Annotated in this window: 17 protein-coding genes and 1 tRNA gene; 11 read left to right on the forward strand and 7 right to left on the reverse strand. The window is 68.3% G+C overall.

Features of this window, described 5'->3' with window-relative positions; all coding sequences use genetic code 11:
• Positions 1-112 precede the first annotated feature (112 nt).
• The 4 genes from NY1_RS18830 (at position 113) to lysA (ending at position 3350) form a co-directional block, all read left to right on the forward strand.
• Positions 113-574 carry a DUF4189 domain-containing protein gene (locus tag NY1_RS18830; protein WP_067714795.1) on the forward strand — a complete coding sequence of 154 codons (462 nt, stop codon included), beginning with the start codon at positions 113-115 and terminating at the stop codon, positions 572-574.
• Between the two features lie 8 nt (positions 575-582).
• Positions 583-1005, forward strand: coding sequence for a DUF4189 domain-containing protein (locus NY1_RS18835; RefSeq protein WP_067715566.1), 423 nt, complete (start codon positions 583-585; stop codon positions 1003-1005).
• A gap of 69 nt (positions 1006-1074) precedes the next feature.
• On the forward strand, positions 1075-1872 hold the full coding sequence (gene cmrA, locus NY1_RS18840) for a mycolate reductase (protein ID WP_067714798.1): 798 nt from the start codon (positions 1075-1077) through the stop codon (positions 1870-1872).
• A gap of 131 nt (positions 1873-2003) precedes the next feature.
• Positions 2004-3350, forward strand: a complete 1347-nt coding sequence (lysA, locus tag NY1_RS18845) for a diaminopimelate decarboxylase (RefSeq protein ID WP_067714801.1) — start codon at positions 2004-2006, stop codon at positions 3348-3350.
• Between the two features lie 4 nt (positions 3351-3354).
• Here lysA and NY1_RS18850 read toward each other — a convergent pair whose 3' ends face one another.
• Both NY1_RS18850 and NY1_RS18855 read right to left on the reverse strand, forming a co-directional pair.
• Entirely contained in the window at positions 3355-4656 is a 1302-nt protein-coding gene (locus tag NY1_RS18850) for a lipase family protein (protein WP_233434384.1), read from the reverse strand.
• 139 nt (positions 4657-4795) lie between these two features.
• Positions 4796-6538 carry a helicase HerA-like domain-containing protein gene (locus NY1_RS18855; protein WP_067714804.1) on the reverse strand — a complete coding sequence of 581 codons (1743 nt, stop codon included), beginning with the start codon at positions 6536-6538 and terminating at the stop codon, positions 4796-4798.
• Between the two features lie 178 nt (positions 6539-6716).
• Here NY1_RS18855 and orn point away from each other — a divergent pair, with 178 nt between their 5' ends.
• From orn to NY1_RS18870, 3 genes are all read left to right on the forward strand, one after another.
• Positions 6717-7337, forward strand: coding sequence for an oligoribonuclease (orn, locus tag NY1_RS18860; RefSeq protein ID WP_067714806.1), 621 nt, complete (start codon positions 6717-6719; stop codon positions 7335-7337).
• Positions 7338-7423: 86 nt separating this feature from the next.
• Positions 7424-7496 (forward strand) — tRNA-His (locus NY1_RS18865).
• Between the two features lie 138 nt (positions 7497-7634).
• The gene (locus NY1_RS18870) at positions 7635-8000 is read left to right on the forward strand and encodes a hypothetical protein (protein ID WP_157762329.1); all 366 of its coding nucleotides are present in this window, start codon (positions 7635-7637) and stop codon (positions 7998-8000) included.
• Between the two features lie 10 nt (positions 8001-8010).
• On the opposite strand, the gene NY1_RS18875 is transcribed toward NY1_RS18870, so the two are convergent.
• Positions 8011-8436 carry a DUF6326 family protein gene (locus tag NY1_RS18875; RefSeq protein ID WP_067715571.1) on the reverse strand — a complete coding sequence of 142 codons (426 nt, stop codon included), beginning with the start codon at positions 8434-8436 and terminating at the stop codon, positions 8011-8013.
• 158 nt (positions 8437-8594) lie between these two features.
• Between NY1_RS18875 and NY1_RS18880 the strand changes: the two genes are divergently transcribed.
• Both NY1_RS18880 and NY1_RS18885 read left to right on the forward strand, forming a co-directional pair.
• Positions 8595-9734, forward strand: a complete 1140-nt coding sequence (locus NY1_RS18880; protein ID WP_067714812.1) for a sensor histidine kinase — start codon at positions 8595-8597, stop codon at positions 9732-9734.
• Positions 9731-10387 carry a response regulator gene (locus NY1_RS18885; protein WP_067714815.1) on the forward strand — a complete coding sequence of 219 codons (657 nt, stop codon included), beginning with the start codon at positions 9731-9733 and terminating at the stop codon, positions 10385-10387. The genes NY1_RS18880 and NY1_RS18885 overlap by 4 nt, the downstream gene beginning before the upstream one ends.
• A gap of 20 nt (positions 10388-10407) precedes the next feature.
• On the opposite strand, the gene NY1_RS18890 is transcribed toward NY1_RS18885, so the two are convergent.
• The gene (locus NY1_RS18890; protein WP_067714817.1) at positions 10408-11271 is read right to left on the reverse strand and encodes an NAD-dependent epimerase/dehydratase family protein; all 864 of its coding nucleotides are present in this window, start codon (positions 11269-11271) and stop codon (positions 10408-10410) included.
• Positions 11272-11466: 195 nt separating this feature from the next.
• Here NY1_RS18890 and NY1_RS18895 point away from each other — a divergent pair, with 195 nt between their 5' ends.
• Complete coding sequence (locus NY1_RS18895) at positions 11467-12387, forward strand: terpene synthase family protein (RefSeq protein ID WP_067714820.1); 921 nt, start codon at positions 11467-11469, stop codon at positions 12385-12387.
• On the opposite strand, the gene NY1_RS18900 is transcribed toward NY1_RS18895, so the two are convergent.
• Entirely contained in the window at positions 12323-13702 is a 1380-nt protein-coding gene (locus tag NY1_RS18900; RefSeq protein WP_067714823.1) for a cytochrome P450, read from the reverse strand. The genes NY1_RS18895 and NY1_RS18900 overlap by 65 nt on opposite strands.
• A 155-nt stretch (positions 13703-13857) precedes the next feature.
• Positions 13858-14523 carry a TetR/AcrR family transcriptional regulator C-terminal domain-containing protein gene (locus NY1_RS18905; protein WP_067714826.1) on the reverse strand — a complete coding sequence of 222 codons (666 nt, stop codon included), beginning with the start codon at positions 14521-14523 and terminating at the stop codon, positions 13858-13860.
• Positions 14524-14624: 101 nt separating this feature from the next.
• On the opposite strand from NY1_RS18905, the gene NY1_RS18910 reads away from it, so the two are divergent.
• Positions 14625-16100 (forward strand): FAD-dependent monooxygenase, encoded by a 1476-nt coding sequence (locus NY1_RS18910; RefSeq protein ID WP_067714829.1) that lies wholly within the window; start codon positions 14625-14627, stop codon positions 16098-16100.
• A 31-nt stretch (positions 16101-16131) separates the two neighbouring features.
• Here NY1_RS18910 and NY1_RS18915 read toward each other — a convergent pair whose 3' ends face one another.
• On the reverse strand, positions 16132-16689 hold the full coding sequence (locus NY1_RS18915) for an LppP/LprE family lipoprotein (protein WP_067715573.1): 558 nt from the start codon (positions 16687-16689) through the stop codon (positions 16132-16134).
• Positions 16690-16733 lie beyond the last annotated feature (44 nt).

Genomic DNA, 16733 nt, shown 5'->3' on the forward strand with positions numbered 1-16733 from the left:
AGATTTTGTGCGCGAATCTCGTTCGGCGGCTCTCGGTTTGCTTATTTGTCGGACCTCCCTGTAAAGATCTTGAAGTCTTTACTTCTTCATCTTCCTCGGGGGAGGACCCCTCTTGAATCTGTCACTCAATCGGTCACGCGCCCTGGGCGTCATCGCCGCCACCGCCACCGCACTCGTGCTCGGCGCCACCGGCACCTCGCAGGCCGCCGACGCCGACGGCAACGAATGGGGCTCGCTGGCCTACGAATACGTCGGCAACCAGCTGCACACCATCGTCGCGGTCAACTACGACTCCCAGGAGTCGGCCGAGGCCGCCGCGTTGAGCGGCTGCGAAACCGGCGACTGCATCGTCCACACCACCTGGGCGAACGGCTGCGTGGCCGTGGCGTCGCGCACCACCGGCGGCCGCAACGCGGGCTTCTGGGCGCAATCCGGCCCCACCCGCGCCGAAGCCTCCCGCAAGACCCTCGCCGCCACCGGCACCGACCCGAACCCGCTGATGGTCAGCCTCGGCAGCTCGCAGGCCAGCTCGGCTCGCGTCGTCAGCTCCGAGTGCACCCGCAACGCGGGCTGACGCCGGTCATGTCCCGGCGCGGGAAAACCGTGCTCGGCGTGCTGGCGGCAGCCGGCACGCTCGTGCTCCCGGCCACGGCGCACGCGGACGGCGACGTCTACGGCGCCATGGCCGTCTCCTTCCACCGGGGCGATCCGGTGATCGGAATCGTCACGGACGCAAGCGATCAGGCCAGCGCCGACCAGGCCGCGATCCAGCGGTGCGGGCACTTCAGCTGCCTGATCAAGGTGCAATTCGTGAACGGCTGCGCCGCCATCGCCAGTCGCGGCAGCAGCTATGCCTCGGCGGTGGGCCCCACCCGCGCCGAAGCCGAACGCAAAGCGCTGGCCGCCACCGGACCGGACCCCAACCCGGTGCTGGGCAACCTCGGTGTCGGGCCGAAGAGCGAGACCGCGGTCGTCGCCTCGGAGTGCACCGTCAACGCGGGCTGACGCACGTCGCGCCGGAACTCTCCGGGGGAAACCCGGCGGGTTCCGGCGATTCGATTAGGCTCGGCACTCGTGAGCTTGCCTGCACCTACCGCCGACAACCGGGCCGTCGTCACCGGATCCTCCTCCGGCATCGGAACCGCCCTCGCCGAAGAACTCGCCTCGCGCGGCTATTCGCTGATCCTGGTGGCCCGCCGCGAAGATCTGCTGAACCAGCTCGCCGAGAAGCTGAGCGCGAAATACGGCATCACCGCCGAAGTCCGCGCGGTCGATCTGTCGAATCGGGAACAGCGCGCCCCGCTGGCCAAGGAACTCGCCGACCGCGATATCGCGATTCTGTGCAATAACGCCGGTGTCGCCACCTTCGGGCCGCTCGCCAAGCTGGATCTCGATTACGAGCGCGACATCATGGAACTCAATGCCGTGGCCGTCCACGATCTGTCCCTGGCGGTACTGCCGGGCATGCTGAAGCGGCGGGCGGGCGGCATTCTCATCACCGGTTCGGCGGCGGGCAATATGCCGATTCCGAACAACGCCACCTACGCGGCTTCCAAGGCGTTCACCAATTCCTTCTCCGAATCGCTGCGCGGTGAGGTGAAGAACAGCGGCATCAATGTGACGCTGCTCGCTCCCGGCCCGGTGCGCACCGACAATCCGGATCAGGAAGAAGTCGGCAACAAGATCCCGGAATTCATCTGGGTCACCGCCGCGCACACCGCCAAGATCACCATCGATGCGCTGGCCCGCAACAAGATGCGCGTGGTGCCGGGCCTGATCTCCAAGGGCATGAGCCTGGTCGGGCAGTTCGGGCCGCGCTCGCTCACCTCGCCGGTGGCCGGGGCCATGTACAAGAAGCTCGGCGAGAGCTAGGTCAAGAAGCCGTCAAGATTGCCCGGCCGCGCGTCAAGGGCGTGTAGCGGGTGCACCTGCGGTAATGAAATCGGCGTAGTCCTGAAGGCGGCCCCGCATACGGAATAGCGGGGACGCCAACAGGAGACCTAGTGACGCTGCTCGACATTTTCCCGTCGTTGCGTTCGGGGGGCATGGTTCCCCGTCTCGATCCGGCCGTCTGGCCGCGCGAAACCCATTACGACGGCGACGGGCGCATTACCGTCGGCGGGGTCGCGCTGGCCGATATCGCCGATCAGTACGGCACGCCCACCTATGTGCTCGACGAGGACGAGGTGCGGTCGCGGTGCCGGGCCTACCGCAAGCGGTTCCCGGAAGCCGAGATCATCTACGCGGGCAAGGCGCTGCTCACCCGCGCGGTCGCGGAATGGGTCACCGAGGAAGGGCTCTCGCTCGACGTCTGCTCGGCGGGGGAACTGGCCGTGGCGCTGTCGGCGTGGACCGATCCGAAGCGAATCGTCCTGCACGGCAACGGGAAACCGTTCGCGGAGCTGGAGACGGCCATCGACTGCGGGGTGGGGCGGATCGTGGTCGATTCACTGACCGAGATCACGCTGCTGTCGGCGCTGGCCACCAAACCGCAGCAGGTGCTGTTGCGGATGACGCCCGATATCGATGTGCACGGGCATCCGGCGGTGCGGACCGGGGTGGCGGATCAGAAGTTCGGCTTCCCGCTGGAGAGCGGCGCAGCCGACGAAGCCATCGAACGTATTGCGCGGCAATCGAATCTGGAGTTCACCGGACTGCACTGCCATATCGGCTCGCAGATCTACGACACCTTCCCCTACGGGGAGGCGGTCCGGCGCATGATCGGCGAAATGGCCCGCATCCGTGACGAATTCGGCATCACGCTCACCCATCTGGACCTGGGCGGCGGCCACGCGGTCGCCTACCGCCCCGGCGACGCCGAAATGAACCTGTACGAACTGGCCGACATTGTCGAGGACGCCCTCGACGCCGCCTGCGCCCGCTTCCGTTTCCCTCGGCCCGCCATCTCCCTGGAGCCCGGCCGCGCCATCGTGGCCCGCGCCGGCATCACCCTCTACCGCGTCCTGTCGGTCAAACACGTCCCCGACGGCCACACCTACGTCACCGTGGACGGCGGCATGAGCGACAACCCCCGCGTCGCCCTCTACGGCGCCCGCTACGACGCCGTCGTCGCCAACCGCCACCCCGAGGGCCCGCACATGACCGCCACCATCGCCGGAAGACACTGCGAGGCAGGCGATATCCTCGCCACCGACGTCCGCCTCCCGGTAGACCTCCGCCCCGGCGAAGTCCTCGCCGTCCCCTGCACCGGCGCCTACCACCACAGCCTCGCCTCCACCTACAACGGCATCGGCCGCCCACCCATCGTCGCGGTCCGCAGCGGCCACACCCGAGAACTGGTCCGCCGCGAAACCATCGACGATCTGCTGCGGCGCGATATCGGCCGCTGACCGGTCAGAAGCCCAGGAGCGCCCGCACCGATCCGGTGACGATGCCCGAGGCGAGTGCTTCGAGCGCCTCGGGCTCGAGCACGGTCGCGGGCACGGTCCGGATATCGCAACCGCTTCGCGTCCGCGCGCCCTCCGCCTGTTGTTGCAGCCACGCCAGCGCCCCCGGCGCCCCCAGGAACCATTCGAGGGCATGTCCGGACAACGGCAGCGGAGCCGACTCCCGGCGATAGACGACCGGCGTGCCGCGCTCGCAGTAGCCGGCGACCAGGGCATCGACCGAACCGATGGCGCTGTCCTCGTCGTTCATCGCGTTGTAGACGTACAAGGGTGCGTCGGGTGCGACGCCGCCGACGGTGCGCTCGTCGATGGCGGCGCCGATCACGGGATCCGAAAGCACTTCGTCCAGCGGGGCGTTGAAGAACCGGCTCATATCGAAGTCGGCGCTCGACGCCATGTTCTGCGGGGGACAGTTGCCGATGGACGCCGCGATCCGCTGCTGACCGTAGGGCGTCAGGTACCGGTTCAATGCCGTGGCGACCTCGGCGGAATCCTGCATCATGCCCGCCAGCACGATCGGCACGAACGCGCCGCCGAGCGCTTCGAAGGTCGCGCGCACATCACCGACCGGAGCGCCCAGGGCCGCACCGGTGATGTTCAGTTCGGGCGCGTACCGCGAATGTTCCTGCGCCGCCCAGGCACTGGCGATCGCGCCGCCCGAGTATCCCCACAACAGGGCCCGGGTATCGGATCCCGAAAGGCCCGCCGATTCGAAGTGCTCGGTGGCCCGGATGCCGTCCAGCACCGCGTATCCCAGTTGACGGGTGGTGAAGACATTGTTGTCGACGCCACCGAAATCGGGCACCGACACGGCCCAGCCGCGAGCCAGGGCAGCGGCGACCATCGGAGTGTCGTTGGCCATGGTGGTGAGCTTGATCGGTCCTGTTGCCGAGGGATCGAACCACGGCACCAGACCCTGCTGCAGGGCCTGCGAGGGCTGGCAGTGCGGCGCCAGCGCGTCGATCATGTTCTGGAAGGACAGGATCGCCGACGGCCGTTCCATGGCAGCTGATTTCAGTACGGTCGTGACGGCCGCGTAGGGCCGGCCGTCACCGCCCGTGGTGCGGTAGAGCAGTTGCCAGGCATCGACGTTCATCGGGATCAACTGGGTGAAACTGGCCTGGATGGACCTGATCCGCAGGATCGTGCCCGGCTCGCTCGCTTCGTAGTCCGCCGGCGGGGTGTAGAACGAATCTGCGGTATTCGGGGTCGCCGACGCGGGCGCCGCCATCATATGTGTCGCGGCCACTAGCGCTGCGACCGCGAAGAATACGCGGGCGAGTCGTATGAAAAATGTTGCGCGATGGACGTATTCGTAATTCCCCAGCATCGGAACCTCCCCTTCCGGACCGGAACTGTAACAGGTTCCACTCCGGAAGGGGGGCGGCTTACCGTTTCCGGGTGCCGAAGATGCTGCGGCCGATCTCGCGGCCGGCGACGGTGGCGGCCGAGCGGAGGAAGTTCTTGAACGCGGCGTTGTTGACGACCTTTTCGGCCAGGGATTCCGGTTCGGGGGCGGGCCTGGAGGAGCGGGAGGAGCGGGTGGGGGCGGGGGCTTCCTCGGCTTCGCGGGCGGCTTTCTCGATTTTCTCGGCCATGATTTCGTAGGCCGAGTCGCGGTCGATGGTTTGACCGTATTTGGCGTAGAGGGTGGATTGCTGTGCACGCGAACGGATGCCGGCGTCGCCGATGGTGTCCATGAGGGAGCGCGGGGGTTGCATGCGGGCCCAGGCGACGGGGGTGGGGGCGCCCTTTTCCGAGAGGACCGTCACGATGGCTTCGCCGATACCCAGGGAGGTCAGGGCCTTTTCGAGGTCGTAGGTGGCGGTCTTGGGGTAGGTGCGGACCGTTTTGGACAGGGCCGCTTGATCTTCGGGGGTGAAGGCGCGGAGGGCGTGCTGGACTCGTGCGCCCAGCTGGGAGAGCACGGCATTGGGGATGTCGGTGGGGAGCTGGGTGCAGAAGAAGACGCCGACGCCCTTGGAGCGGATGAGTTTGACGGTTTGCTCGACCTGTTGCAGGAAGGCCTTCGACGCGCCGGTGAACAGCAGGTGGGCTTCGTCGAAGATGAAGACCAGCTTGGGTTTCTCCATATCGCCGATTTCGGGGAGGGTCTGGAACAGGTCCGCGAGCACCCACATCAGGAAGGTGGAGAACATCTGGGGCCGGGACGCCTGGGCGCCGAGTTCGAACAGGGTGATGACGCCCTGGCCGCCGATGGTGCGCATCAGGTCGGCGGGGTCGAGTTCCGGTTCGCCGAAGAAGGTGTCGCCGCCGTCGGCTTCCAGATTGACCAGGGCGCGCAGGATGACGCCGGCGGTCTGCGCGGAGACGCCGCCGATGCCCTTCAGGTCCTCCTTGCCCTCGGGGCTGGTGAGGAATTGGATGACCGCGCGCAGGTCCTTGAGGTCGAGCAGCGGGAACCCGTTCTGATCCGACCAGTGGAAGATCAGGCCGAGAGTGGATTCCTGGGTTTCGTTGAGGCCCAGCACCTTCGACAGCAGGATCGGGCCGAACGAGGTGATGGTGGCGCGGATCGGCACCCCGATGCCCTCGGTGCCGAGGGAGACGAACTCGCACGGGTAGCCCTGCGGCTTCCAGTCGGCGTCGCCGGTCTCCTGTGCGCGCGTGAGGATCTTGTCATTGGACTGGCCGGGTTGCGACAGGCCGGACAGGTCGCCCTTGATATCGGCCACCACCACCGGCACGCCCGCCGCCGACAGCTGTTCGCAGATGCCCTGCACGGTCTTGGTCTTGCCGGTGCCGGTGGCGCCCGCGACCAGGCCGTGCCGGTTCATGGTCTTCATCGGAATCCGCACGCGCGCATCGGAATACACCTGACCGTCGACGATCACGGTGCCGAGCTCCAGCGCCAGGCCCTCCATGGCGTAGCCGGCGGCGATCTCCTGCGCGGCGGTCGCGGCCTTGTCACCGCTCGAATCCGCTTTCTTGCCACCGCTCTTCGCCGCTCCCGCATCGGCCGGCGTGGCCGCGGCGGCTTTCTCCGCGGCTTCCTGATCGGCCGCTTCCTTCTCCGCCGCTTCGGCTGCCGCCGCCGCTTCCGCCGCGATCCGCGCCGCGTCCTCCGCTGCCTTACGTGCCGCCGCTGCCTTCTCCTGCGGGGTGGTCATCGCGCGTCCTCCGTCTGCTCTGCTCAATGCGAACTGCTCTTCGGAACTGCCCGGCCAACATGCCGACCGCTTGGTAATGCACGGTTGCTCGCAGGATACTGCCCGGTCGGCACGTATTCCGGCCTCGACGCGGCCGGGCACCCCGGACGACCAGCGCGAGGGGACTAACCTTTCATCGGTGAGCGACAAATACGTGGTGTGGATGGATTGCGAAATGACCGGCCTACGGTTGGACAGCGACAAGCTGATCGAAGTGGCCGCGCTCGTGACCGACAGTGACCTCAATATCCTCGGCGAGGGCGTGGACATCGTCATTCACGCCGACGACGCCGCCCTGGCCGCCATGCCGCCGGTGGTCACCGAAATGCACGCCCGCTCCGGGCTCACCGAAGAGGTGCGCCGATCCACCGTCACCATGGCCGAGGCCGAACAGCAGATCCTGGACTACATCAAGCAGTACGTGCCCACCCCGCGCACCGTGCCGCTGGCCGGCAATTCCATTGCCACCGATCGCGGTTTCATCGCCCGCGACATGCCCGCCCTCGATGCCCACCTGCACTACCGCATGATCGACGTCAGCTCCATCAAGGAACTGGCCCGCCGCTGGTACCCGCGCATCTACTTCGGCCAGCCCGAGAAGGGCCTCGCCCACCGCGCCCTGGCCGACATCCAGGAGTCGATCCGCGAACTCCAGTACTACCGCCGCACCGCGTTCGTCGCACCCCCCGGCCCCTCCACCGCCGAAATCGCCGCCGTCGCCGCGGACCTGTCCAGCACCCGCCCCGCACCCACCGAATAGATCTCCGAAACCCCATCTGAACAGCCGATTAGGAACTGATGGCCGGTACACGATAAGCTTCTCCGCGCCGGAAGTTACCGGCAATGGTGGCTGTAGTTCAGCTGGTAGAGCACCAGGTTGTGATCCTGGGTGTCGCGGGTTCGAGTCCCGTCAGCCACCCCTAAAGGCCCAGGCCGGAGAGTTTTCTCCCGCCTGGGCCTTCTTGCTTTTCCAACCCCTCACCAACTTCTGAGCGCATTTCTTTCAAGTCGCTGACCTCCCCCGCCGATCCGGCGAACCACAATGGCGGGTATGTGGATGACTCGAAGTATCGCGACCTCTGCTCTGCTCGCTGCTGCCGCGACGGCGGTCACGGTCGGGAGCGGTTCGGCGGCGGCCCAGCCGCGAGACTGCGTCATCGATCGCTGGCCGACCGGGGCGAGCGCGCATTGCGCCGGTGAGGGGACCTTCTATCTGGAAGTCACCTGCGTCGGGGTGTCGTTCCAGGGCTTCCAGTACCTCAAATCCAAGATGGGCCGTGTCGACGACCCCTACCCACCGACCGCCAATCCCCGGCTCGAATGTCTAATTCCCCTGACACAAGGGCAGATCGGGATCGCCACCGATGTCCGCATCACCGACACGCCGACCCCGGGAGCTATCCCGTTGGGCGCGTGGGATTGACGGTGCGGCGCTAGTCGCTGTGCGGCCAGGTCCACGCGGTGCGCAGGATGAGGGCGAGCAGGGTCAATTCCAGGACGATGCCGAGACCGTAGAAGTACAGCCAGGACGCACCCGCGATATTGAATACCGTGACCGGTACGTAGAGCGAAGCCACGATGAGGTTCGCCGTGCGGTTCACTGTGGCCGGCAACGTCATCGACAGCACGATCATGAATATCGGAACGGCCATGAGGGCCAGGGCTGTGGTCGAAAAGGTCTGGGAGAGAGCGAATTCGAAGACCTTGCCGGCGAGGATGTCCTGGACGACGCCGGGGGTGAAGAAGTTGAGAATGTCCACGTAGGCGTAGAGGAACATGAAGCTCGTCCAGGCTGCGGCGAGCTTGGCGCGCAGAGGGATCGGCTGGTCATGCAAAGTGCTGGGTCGCGGTGTGCTCATCATGGGCTCCGGTCTGGTGTGGATGGATGGGTCCACGATCGCCGAGCCCGGCGGCGGGCACACCGGCCCGGAGGCCGGGTTCGCCCGGCCGATGGCACGATCCCGCTCTAGTACTTTCGGCGGGTACGCCGCGGCCCGCCGATCCCTAGGCTGGAGCCGTGATCACCGTCGGACGCTCCCTCTGGCATGAGCCACGGCCCGCTGACGCCCCACCCATCGGGCGTCTGGACTGGCTGCTGGTCGGCGTGTTCGCGGCCGCGGCCCTCATCGAGAGCATCGCCAGGCCGGGTTTGGCCTGGCGGCCCATAGTGGCGGTGCTCGCCCTGGCGCTGATTCCCGCCCTGCTCTGGCGGCGGCGCCGGCCCCTGGCGGCCGCCCTGGCCGGGTGGGGTGTCGCCGGGCTGCTCTCGATCCTCCAGTTGACCACGCACACCGGGGATCTCGACCTCTACGCCATGATGGCCGTCCTGGTCCTGCTCTACTCGCTGGTGCGGTGGGGCTCGGGACGGGAGATCGTCACGGGCGCAACGTTCGTGGCGGTCGTCGGCGCGCTGGGAATGTACGCCTCCGCCGCGGGCCGGGCCGACGTGTTCGGCGGCACCGTCCTGTTGCTGTTGATCGTCGCCCTCGCGGCGGTGTTCCGCTATCGCGCGGACCTGTGGCAGCGCCAACGGCGCGAGATCCGCAATCAGGAGCGGGTGGCGCTGGCGCGCGAACTGCACGACACCGTGGCCCACCACGTCTCGGCCATCGCGGTGCAGGCGCAGGCCGGTCGCGTGGTCGCCGGCAGCCGGCCGGAGCAGGCCGCCGAGGTCCTCGCCGCCATCGAGGCCGAAGCATCGCGAACCCTGGCCGAGATGAGAGCCATGGTGCGGGTGCTGCGGGCGGACGAAGCCGTCGCCTACGCACCGCAGCCGGGCGTCGCGGACCTGCCCGGGCTGGCGCGCGCCGGCGCGAAGCTCATTGTCGAAGTCTCACTGGACGATTCGCTGACGCGGCTGACGCCCTCGGTCGACGCCGCGCTCTACCGGCTCGCGCAGGAGTCGCTGACCAACGCCGTACGGCACGCCCGGAACGCGACCCGCGTCGGGATCGACGTGCACCGCGAGGGTGACGCCGTGCGGCTGCGCGTCAGCGACGACGGCCGGACCGAGCCGGGACCGGTCCCCGCGCCCGGGTTCGGGCTGCTGGGCATGGCCGAACGCGCCCAGCTCCTCGGCGGATCGCTCTGTGCGGGACCGGGACCGGAGGGCGGCTGGGTGGTCGAGGCGGTCCTGCCGGCGGCGGTGCCGGCATGAGCATCCGTGTCGTCGTGGCCGATGATCAGGACCTGGTCCGGACCGGACTGGTGATGATCCTCGGCGCGCAACCCGGCCTCGAGGTCGTGGGCGAGGCCGCGGACGGGCTCGCCGCACTCGATCTGGCGACCCGGCTGCGTCCCGATGTCCTGCTCGCCGACATCCGGATGCCCGGCCTCGACGGCATCGAGGTGACGCGCCGCCTGGCCGGGCCGGACGTGCCGGACCCGATCGCGGTCGTCGTGATCACCACCTTCGACCTCGACGAATACGTCCTCGGCGCGCTCCGCGCCGGCGCCCGCGGCTTCCTGCTCAAGGACGCCGGACCGGAACTCCTCGTCCAGGCCATTCACGCGGCGGCCGACGGCGACGCGCTGATCGCCCCCAACGTCACCCGCCGCCTGCTGGCCACCTTCGCCGGTCAAAAGCCGGTGGTACCGATCCAGCCCATCGACCCGCTCACCGAACGCGAGGAGCAGGTGCTCGCACTGGTGGCCCGCGGCCGGACCAACGCCGAGATCGCCGCCGAACTCTTCGTCGGCCTGAGCACGGTCAAATCCCACGTCGCCGCGTTGATGACCAAGCTCGGCGCCCGCAATCGCGTCGAGATCGCCATGTGGGCGTACGACACCCGACGCGTGCGAGCCGACTGAACGTCCCCGGCGAACGGAACTCAGCGGTAGGAACCGCTGGTCAGATCCGACACCACGTCGAGCCCCTCGGGCTCCCAGCCCAGCTGTTCGATCCCGGCGCGGCCGGTCACGGTCTGGCTGAGCGCCAGCGCATCGGCGAACAGCGCACCCAGTTCGGCACGGGCCTCATCCAGCGGCCAGACCTTCGTCTCACCCGAGACACCGGCCGCCACGCCCGCCGCCACGGCCAGATCGCTGACCGGCACCGCAGGCTGGCTGATGGCATGCCAGACCGAACCGGCCGCACCCGCGTCGATGACCTTCGCGTACAGGTCCGCGAGATCGTCGATATGCACCATCGGCCACACCACCGACGGATCGGCGACGACCACCGGCGCCTCGTGCTTGCGCGCCAGATCGACCAGCAGCGCCGGGATTCCGCCACCGCGGCCGTGCACGATGCCCGGCCGGACGACAGCCGCGCGCACCTCGCTCTCGGCGAGCGCGAGCACCTGACGTTCGATGTCGGGGCGGTAGCCGACGATGGGAATCGGGTTGGCGGGCGAGGATTCGTCGGCCCCGTCGGTCGCGCCGAGCACCCAGACGCCGCTGGTGTAGACGAACGGCTTGCCGGTGCCGCGCAGCGGATCGGTGAGCGCCACCACCGCGGCGGCGTCGACCGCCGGATCACCACTGGGCGTAGCCAGATTGACGACCGCGTCGATATCGGCGGTGACCGCGGCCGTCAGCGAGGCCGGATCGGTCAGGTCGCCGGTACGAGTCTCGTACGCACTCACCCCGGCGCCGGGACGCTCGAGCGCCACGATCTCGTGCCCGAGGGCCGAGAGGTGCTGGGCGACAGCGGAACCCACATACCCGCCCGCACCGATGAGTAGCACACGCATTACCATCTCCTCCTGATCGCAACAGCCGCTCAGGCACCACATCTTCGCCTGAACGATACCCCCGTACGGTATATCTACCGGCGGGATTCCGCCAGTCCTCGCGCGCACCCGGCTCTTTCGGCGCTCAGGGACGGGATTCGACCGCATACTGACCGAGTGGAACTGTGGTGCCCCTTGCCGAGTTCGGTGCATCCGATGCGGAAAGCCCTGGCGGCGGACAGCAGGTGCTGGCTCGACCGGTTCGAGGTCCTGCCCGCGGCGCGACAGACGCAGTTCTGGGCGGGCGCTCCCGCCGAGCTGGGTTCCTACACCTATCCGCGTGGATCACGCGAAGGAGCACAGCTGGCAACGGATTTCATCACCTGGCTGTTCGCCTTCGACGATCTGTACTGCGACGCCAACCGGATCGGCAGCGATCCGGTCGAATTCAGCGCCGTCATAGGCGATCTGATCCACGTGCTGGAAGCGCCGAGCGCGGCGTGCGACCGGGAACTGCCGGTGTCGCGCGCGCTGCGCGATCTGGACCGCCGGGTCGAGGCGATGGGATCCCCGGTGCAGCGGCGGCGCTGGGCCGATGACACCGAGCGTTATCTGCTCGCCAAGCTCTGGGAAGCGGGCCGCCGCCGGGCGCGCATGCTGCCGCCGCTGGACTGCTACGTGCACCTGCGCCGGCTCGGCGGGGCCAATGTCGCCTGCCTCATGCTGACCGATATCAGCCTGGGCTGCGAGGTGCCGCCGGCGGTGCTGTGCGGGCAGCCCATGGCCGAACTGGTCAAGGCCGCCGCCGACCTCGCCGATCTGGACAACGATCTGCTGTCCTACGCCCGGGAAAGCGGGCCGGACGAGGAATTTCCCATCAATGGCGTCACCGCGGCGAGCTTGCACGGTGCGCGTGACACCGCCGGCGCCATCGACGAGGTGCTCGCATTCCGGAATGCGCGCATGCGCACGCTGGTGGAGTTGTCGGCCGGGTTCGCGGACTCGCACGACGGTCCGGCCGCCGAGTTCAGCCGCGGAGTTTGCGACTGGGTCAGCGGGCATATCGGCTGGATCATGAAGTCCGGTCGCTATTCTCCGCTGCCCGCGGATGGTCCGGAGTCCGTTCCCGTGCGGTGACCCGCATGCGCAAGCGCCGGGGTTGCAGCGTCGCGGATCGGGCGGGCCGGGTGTCGTTGCCGGGCGCCGGGCGAAATTCCCAGCGCGCCATGATGGTCGCCAGCGCGAGTGTCATCTCCGTCATGGCGAAGTTCTCACCGATGCATTTGCGCGCCCCGTCGGCGAAGGCCAGAAAACTCCCCCGCCCGGGCGGCCCGGCCGAGAGCCACCGGTCCGGGTCGAACCGCCCGGGTTCGGCATACAGCTCGGCCCGGTGCTGAATGGTGAACGCGCTGTACAGGATCGTCGTACCGGCCGCCAGCGGATGCCCGCCGAGTTCGGTGTCCGCGCGGACCGTACGGGTGACGAACCAGACCGGGGGCCGCAGTCGCAGCGTCTCGGTGACGACCCGGCCGGTCAGGCTCAATCGCGGCAGATCCGCATAGCGGGCCGCCCGGCCGACCAGCGTCGCATCGACTTCGGCACGCACCCGCGCCGCGACGGCGGGATGCCGGTCGAGCAGTTCGAGCGCCCAGGTCAGTGCGGTGCCGGTGGTTTCGGTCCCCGCTACGAAGAAGGTGATGACCTGATCGCTGATCTCGGCATCGGTGAACCCGGCGCCTTCCTCCTGCGCGGCGATCAAGGCCGACAACAGATCTCCGTGGTCGACGCCTGCGGCCCGGCGCGCCGCGATGATCTCCGCCAGCACGCCGCGCAATTCCGTGATCGCCCGTTCGTATGCCCGATTGCCCGGCGTCGGCAAGCGCAGCAGCGCGGGCGGCAGCACCGTCCGCAGCATCATGGCCCGCACCACCTGATCGACGTTCCGCAGCATGCTCAGCGAAACAGCTTCCGGCACAGTCTGACTGAACAGCGTCGCCGCGGTCACCCCGGAGGTGAGCGCGTGCATGCACTCCTTGACGTCCATGACCCGGCCGTCGTCCCAGGCCCGGGTGAACTCGTCGATCCACTCGCTCATCACTGCCGCGTACCCGGCGGTGCGCGCCGGATGGAAGGCCGGCTGGATCAAGCGCCGATGCCGCCGATGCATCGCGTGCGGGCAGGTGACCAGCCCGTCGCCGAGCATCTCCCGCACCCGATCGAGCAGCGGCCCACCCTTGTCGAAAACCCGGTCCCGCCGCAGCAACTCCACGGTCAGTCGCGGATCGCAGACCGCCACCGCGGTGACCGGCCCGAGCCCGACCCGCACCAGATCACCGTGTGCGGCCAGCCCGGCCAGGAACCGCAACGGGTCCCGCAGCAGCGAAACCAAATGCCCGAGCATCGGCAACCGCCACGGCACCGTGGCGATCGACGACGAACCCCCGACCGACATGCCGCCTCCTGCAACGAGAGCGCAAGCCCGGCCGTCCGATCCAGACCACGGCCGCATGACCTCCTCCAGTATGCGCTGGAAGCCCCGGCATTCGGCGTGACTCGGGGCGGGACAGGCAACGCCGTGGCGGCGAGCTGCGGGCCGCTGATCCCCGACTACGTCTGGGCGGCCGCGCGCTGACCGGCGTCCCGTTCGAGGGTTTCGATGCCGGTCAGGATCACCCGCAACGCGTATTCGAATTCCACATCGGGGTCGGCGGCCGCCATATCGGTGACCAGCCGGGCGGTGCGGGGGTAGCGGCCGGCGTCGACGAGCTGGCCGAGAGCGCCTTCGTCGTAAGGACTTTCGCCGTATTCGATGCCGGTGCGGGCTTGTTCCTCGATGACGAAACCGGTGGTGTAGTGCAGCAGGATGGGGAACACGCGCTCGGCCGCGGTGGGTTCGAAGCCCGCGTCCTCGAGTGTGCGGAGCGTCAATTCGATGGTGCGCCACAGGGTCTCGTCGCCGACGAAGGTGCCGGCGAAAACCTTCGCGCCGTCGCGATAGCGGAGCATGGCTTGCCGCAGCCGCTGCGCCAGGCCGATCAGCCAGTCCTGCCAGGATTCGCCGCGGCGCGGGGCCTCGATGCCTTCGACGGCGGCGAGGAATACCTGTTCGGCCATCGCGTCGAGTAGTTCACGTTTGTTCTTGACGTGCCAGTAGAGCGCGGGCGCCTGCACGTTCAGCGCGCCCGCCACCTTGCGCATGGTGAGGCCGTCCAGTCCGGCTTCGTCGAGCAGGTCCAGCGCGGTCTGCGCAATGGCTTTGACGTCGAGTTTCACGTTCGGCTCCCTTCGTGCCTTCTTCGCACCCTTGACACCTTAACAACGTTCTGGTCTCCTTAACACTGTTAAGGAATTTAACAGCGTTAAGGAGATGGGTCATGGAGACGACGGATGTTGTGATCGCGGGCGCCGGACCGACCGGACTGATGCTGGCCTGCGAACTGCGGCTGGCCGGGGTGCGGGTGACGCTGGTCGACGGACTCCCGGCGCGCACCGGCGAATCCCGCGCCGGTGGCATCCACGCCCGCAGCATGGAAATCCTCGACGGCCGCGGCCTGCTGGACCGGCTGCTGCCGCAGGGCCGGCTCATGCAGGCCGGGCACTTCGGCGGACTGTCCCTGGATTTCAGCGATTTCGAGACCCGGCAGCCACATATGCTCGCCATCCTGCAATCGATCATCGAACGTGAACTCGACGGGCGCGCAGGCGAATTGGGCGCCGTGGTGCAGTGGTCGTCGCCGGTCACCGGGTTCGGGCAGGACGCCACCGGCATCGAGGTCGAGATCGGCGGGGCCGAGCCGCGCCGCATCCGGGCCGCCTACCTCATCGGCTGCGATGGCGGCCGCAGCTCGGTGCGCAAGCTCGCGGGCTTCGGTTTCAGCGGCACCGACGCCACCGTCACCGGCATGCTCGCCGATGTCGAACTCACCGATCCGCCCGCCCAGCCGTTCTTCGCGCACCGCAGCGGCGCGGGCGATTTCTCGGTCGTGCAGTTCCAGCCCGGCTGGTACCGCCTGGTCGTGCAGCGCCACGACGTGGTGCTCCCGCGCGGCGCCGAACTCACCTTCGACGAATTCCGCGCCCATTTCACCGAACTCGCGGGCACCGACTTCGGTATGCACAGCCCGCGCTGGGTGAGCCACTACGGCGACGCGGCCCGCCAGGCCGATCACTACCGCGCCGGCCGCGTGTTCCTGGCCGGCGACGCCGCGCACATCCACTACCCCGCGGGCGGTCAGGGACAGAACCTCGGCATTCAGGACGCGGTCAATCTCGGCTGGAAGCTGGCCGCCGTCGTGCGGGGTGAGGCCGCCGAAAGCCTGCTGGACACTTACGAATCCGAGCGCCACCCGATCGCCGCGCGCGTGCTGCACAACACCCGCGCCCAGACCGCCCTCATGCGTCCCGGCGCGCACACCGACGCCCTGCGCGACGTCATGAGCGATCTCATCGATATGGACGCGGTCCGCAGGCGGCTCGGTCTGATGATCACCGCATTGGACATCCGCTACGACACGAAATGCGATCACCCCCTGGCGGGCCGCCGCATCCCCGACGCCGACCTCACCACCGCGACCGGAGCCACCCGGGTCGCCGAACTCCAGCGCACCGCGCGCCCGATCCTGCTGGCGCTCAATGGAACCGAGGTGCCCGACCTCGGCGCGTGGCAGGGCTTGGTCGACGTCGTCACCGCCGCAACCGCCCGCCGCTGGACAACCCCGGAATCAGGTGAAATCCCCTCCCCCGCAGCTGTTCTCGTCCGCCCCGACGGCTACGTCGCCTGGGCAACTGACGGATCGGACACCACCGGCCTCACCGCGGCGCTCACCGAATGGGTCGGTGCGGCCCGCTGATCCCGGCTGGCGGGCGCTGCCGAGGCGCTGGTCAATTATGCGGCGGGAACTGGCCCTTCGCCTGCACGGTGGTCCCGTTCAGGGTGTAGACGACGGTGCTCGGCCCGCCCTGCGGGCAGCACATCGGGTCGTTGTCCTGAGTCCACCGGTAGGTCACCGACACGGTATTGCGCGTCTTCCCGGCCATTACCGTGAACATGTACGGCTCGGCGGTCGCGGTGCCCAGGTATTCGCCGCCGGTGAAGAACAGCACGTGCGTGTACGGATGGTTGGTGTCGGTGTTCACCGTCATCCACGACAGCACCCCGTCGCATCCCGCGGAGATGGGATCGTCACTGGCCAGCCCGATCGACCAGGTGCCGATCGGGGCCGCGGTCAGCCGCTTCACGCTCTCGTTCGCCAGGCCCGAATTCAGGTCGAAGCACAGTCCGTGGCCGCTCCCCGCCGGCGCGCCCTTGTTCTGCTGCGCGGCTGGCGCCGTCTGCTCCGACGTTGCCGCCTGCGGTGTCCCCGAGGAGCCGCTACACCCGCTGACGGCGACCATCACGCCCGCCACCAGCGAAACCATTGCCGCCGACCTGATTTTCATCGATTCCCCTCCGAGTGCGCGCTTCGTGCTGGTCATCGGGCCAG

The sequence above is a fragment of the Nocardia yamanashiensis NBRC 100130 genome (genome assembly GCF_001613325.1).
Lineage (GTDB): Bacteria > Actinomycetota > Actinomycetes > Mycobacteriales > Mycobacteriaceae > Nocardia > Nocardia yamanashiensis.

Bases quoted from the DNA above. Each gene is read 5' to 3' on its own strand.
- NY1_RS18855 (WP_067714804.1), bottom strand. From the start codon at position 6,538: ATGACCACCCCGCAGGAGAAGGCAGCGGCGGCACGTAAGGCAGCGGAG.
- NY1_RS18885 (WP_067714815.1), top strand. From the start codon at position 9,731: ATGAGCATCCGTGTCGTCGTGGCCGATGATCAGGACCTGGTCCGGACC.
- NY1_RS18875 (WP_067715571.1), bottom strand. From the start codon at position 8,436: ATGAGCACACCGCGACCCAGCACTTTGCATGACCAGCCGATCCCTCTG.
- NY1_RS18890 (WP_067714817.1), bottom strand. From the start codon at position 11,271: ATGCGTGTGCTACTCATCGGTGCGGGCGGGTATGTGGGTTCCGCTGTC.
- NY1_RS18910 (WP_067714829.1), top strand. From the start codon at position 14,625: ATGGAGACGACGGATGTTGTGATCGCGGGCGCCGGACCGACCGGACTG.
- NY1_RS18895 (WP_067714820.1), top strand. From the start codon at position 11,467: ATGCGGAAAGCCCTGGCGGCGGACAGCAGGTGCTGGCTCGACCGGTTC.
- NY1_RS18900 (WP_067714823.1), bottom strand. From the start codon at position 13,702: ATGTCGGTCGGGGGTTCGTCGTCGATCGCCACGGTGCCGTGGCGGTTG.
- NY1_RS18835 (WP_067715566.1), top strand. From the start codon at position 583: ATGTCCCGGCGCGGGAAAACCGTGCTCGGCGTGCTGGCGGCAGCCGGC.
- NY1_RS18915 (WP_067715573.1), bottom strand. From the start codon at position 16,689: ATGAAAATCAGGTCGGCGGCAATGGTTTCGCTGGTGGCGGGCGTGATG.
- NY1_RS18870 (WP_157762329.1), top strand. From the start codon at position 7,635: ATGACTCGAAGTATCGCGACCTCTGCTCTGCTCGCTGCTGCCGCGACG.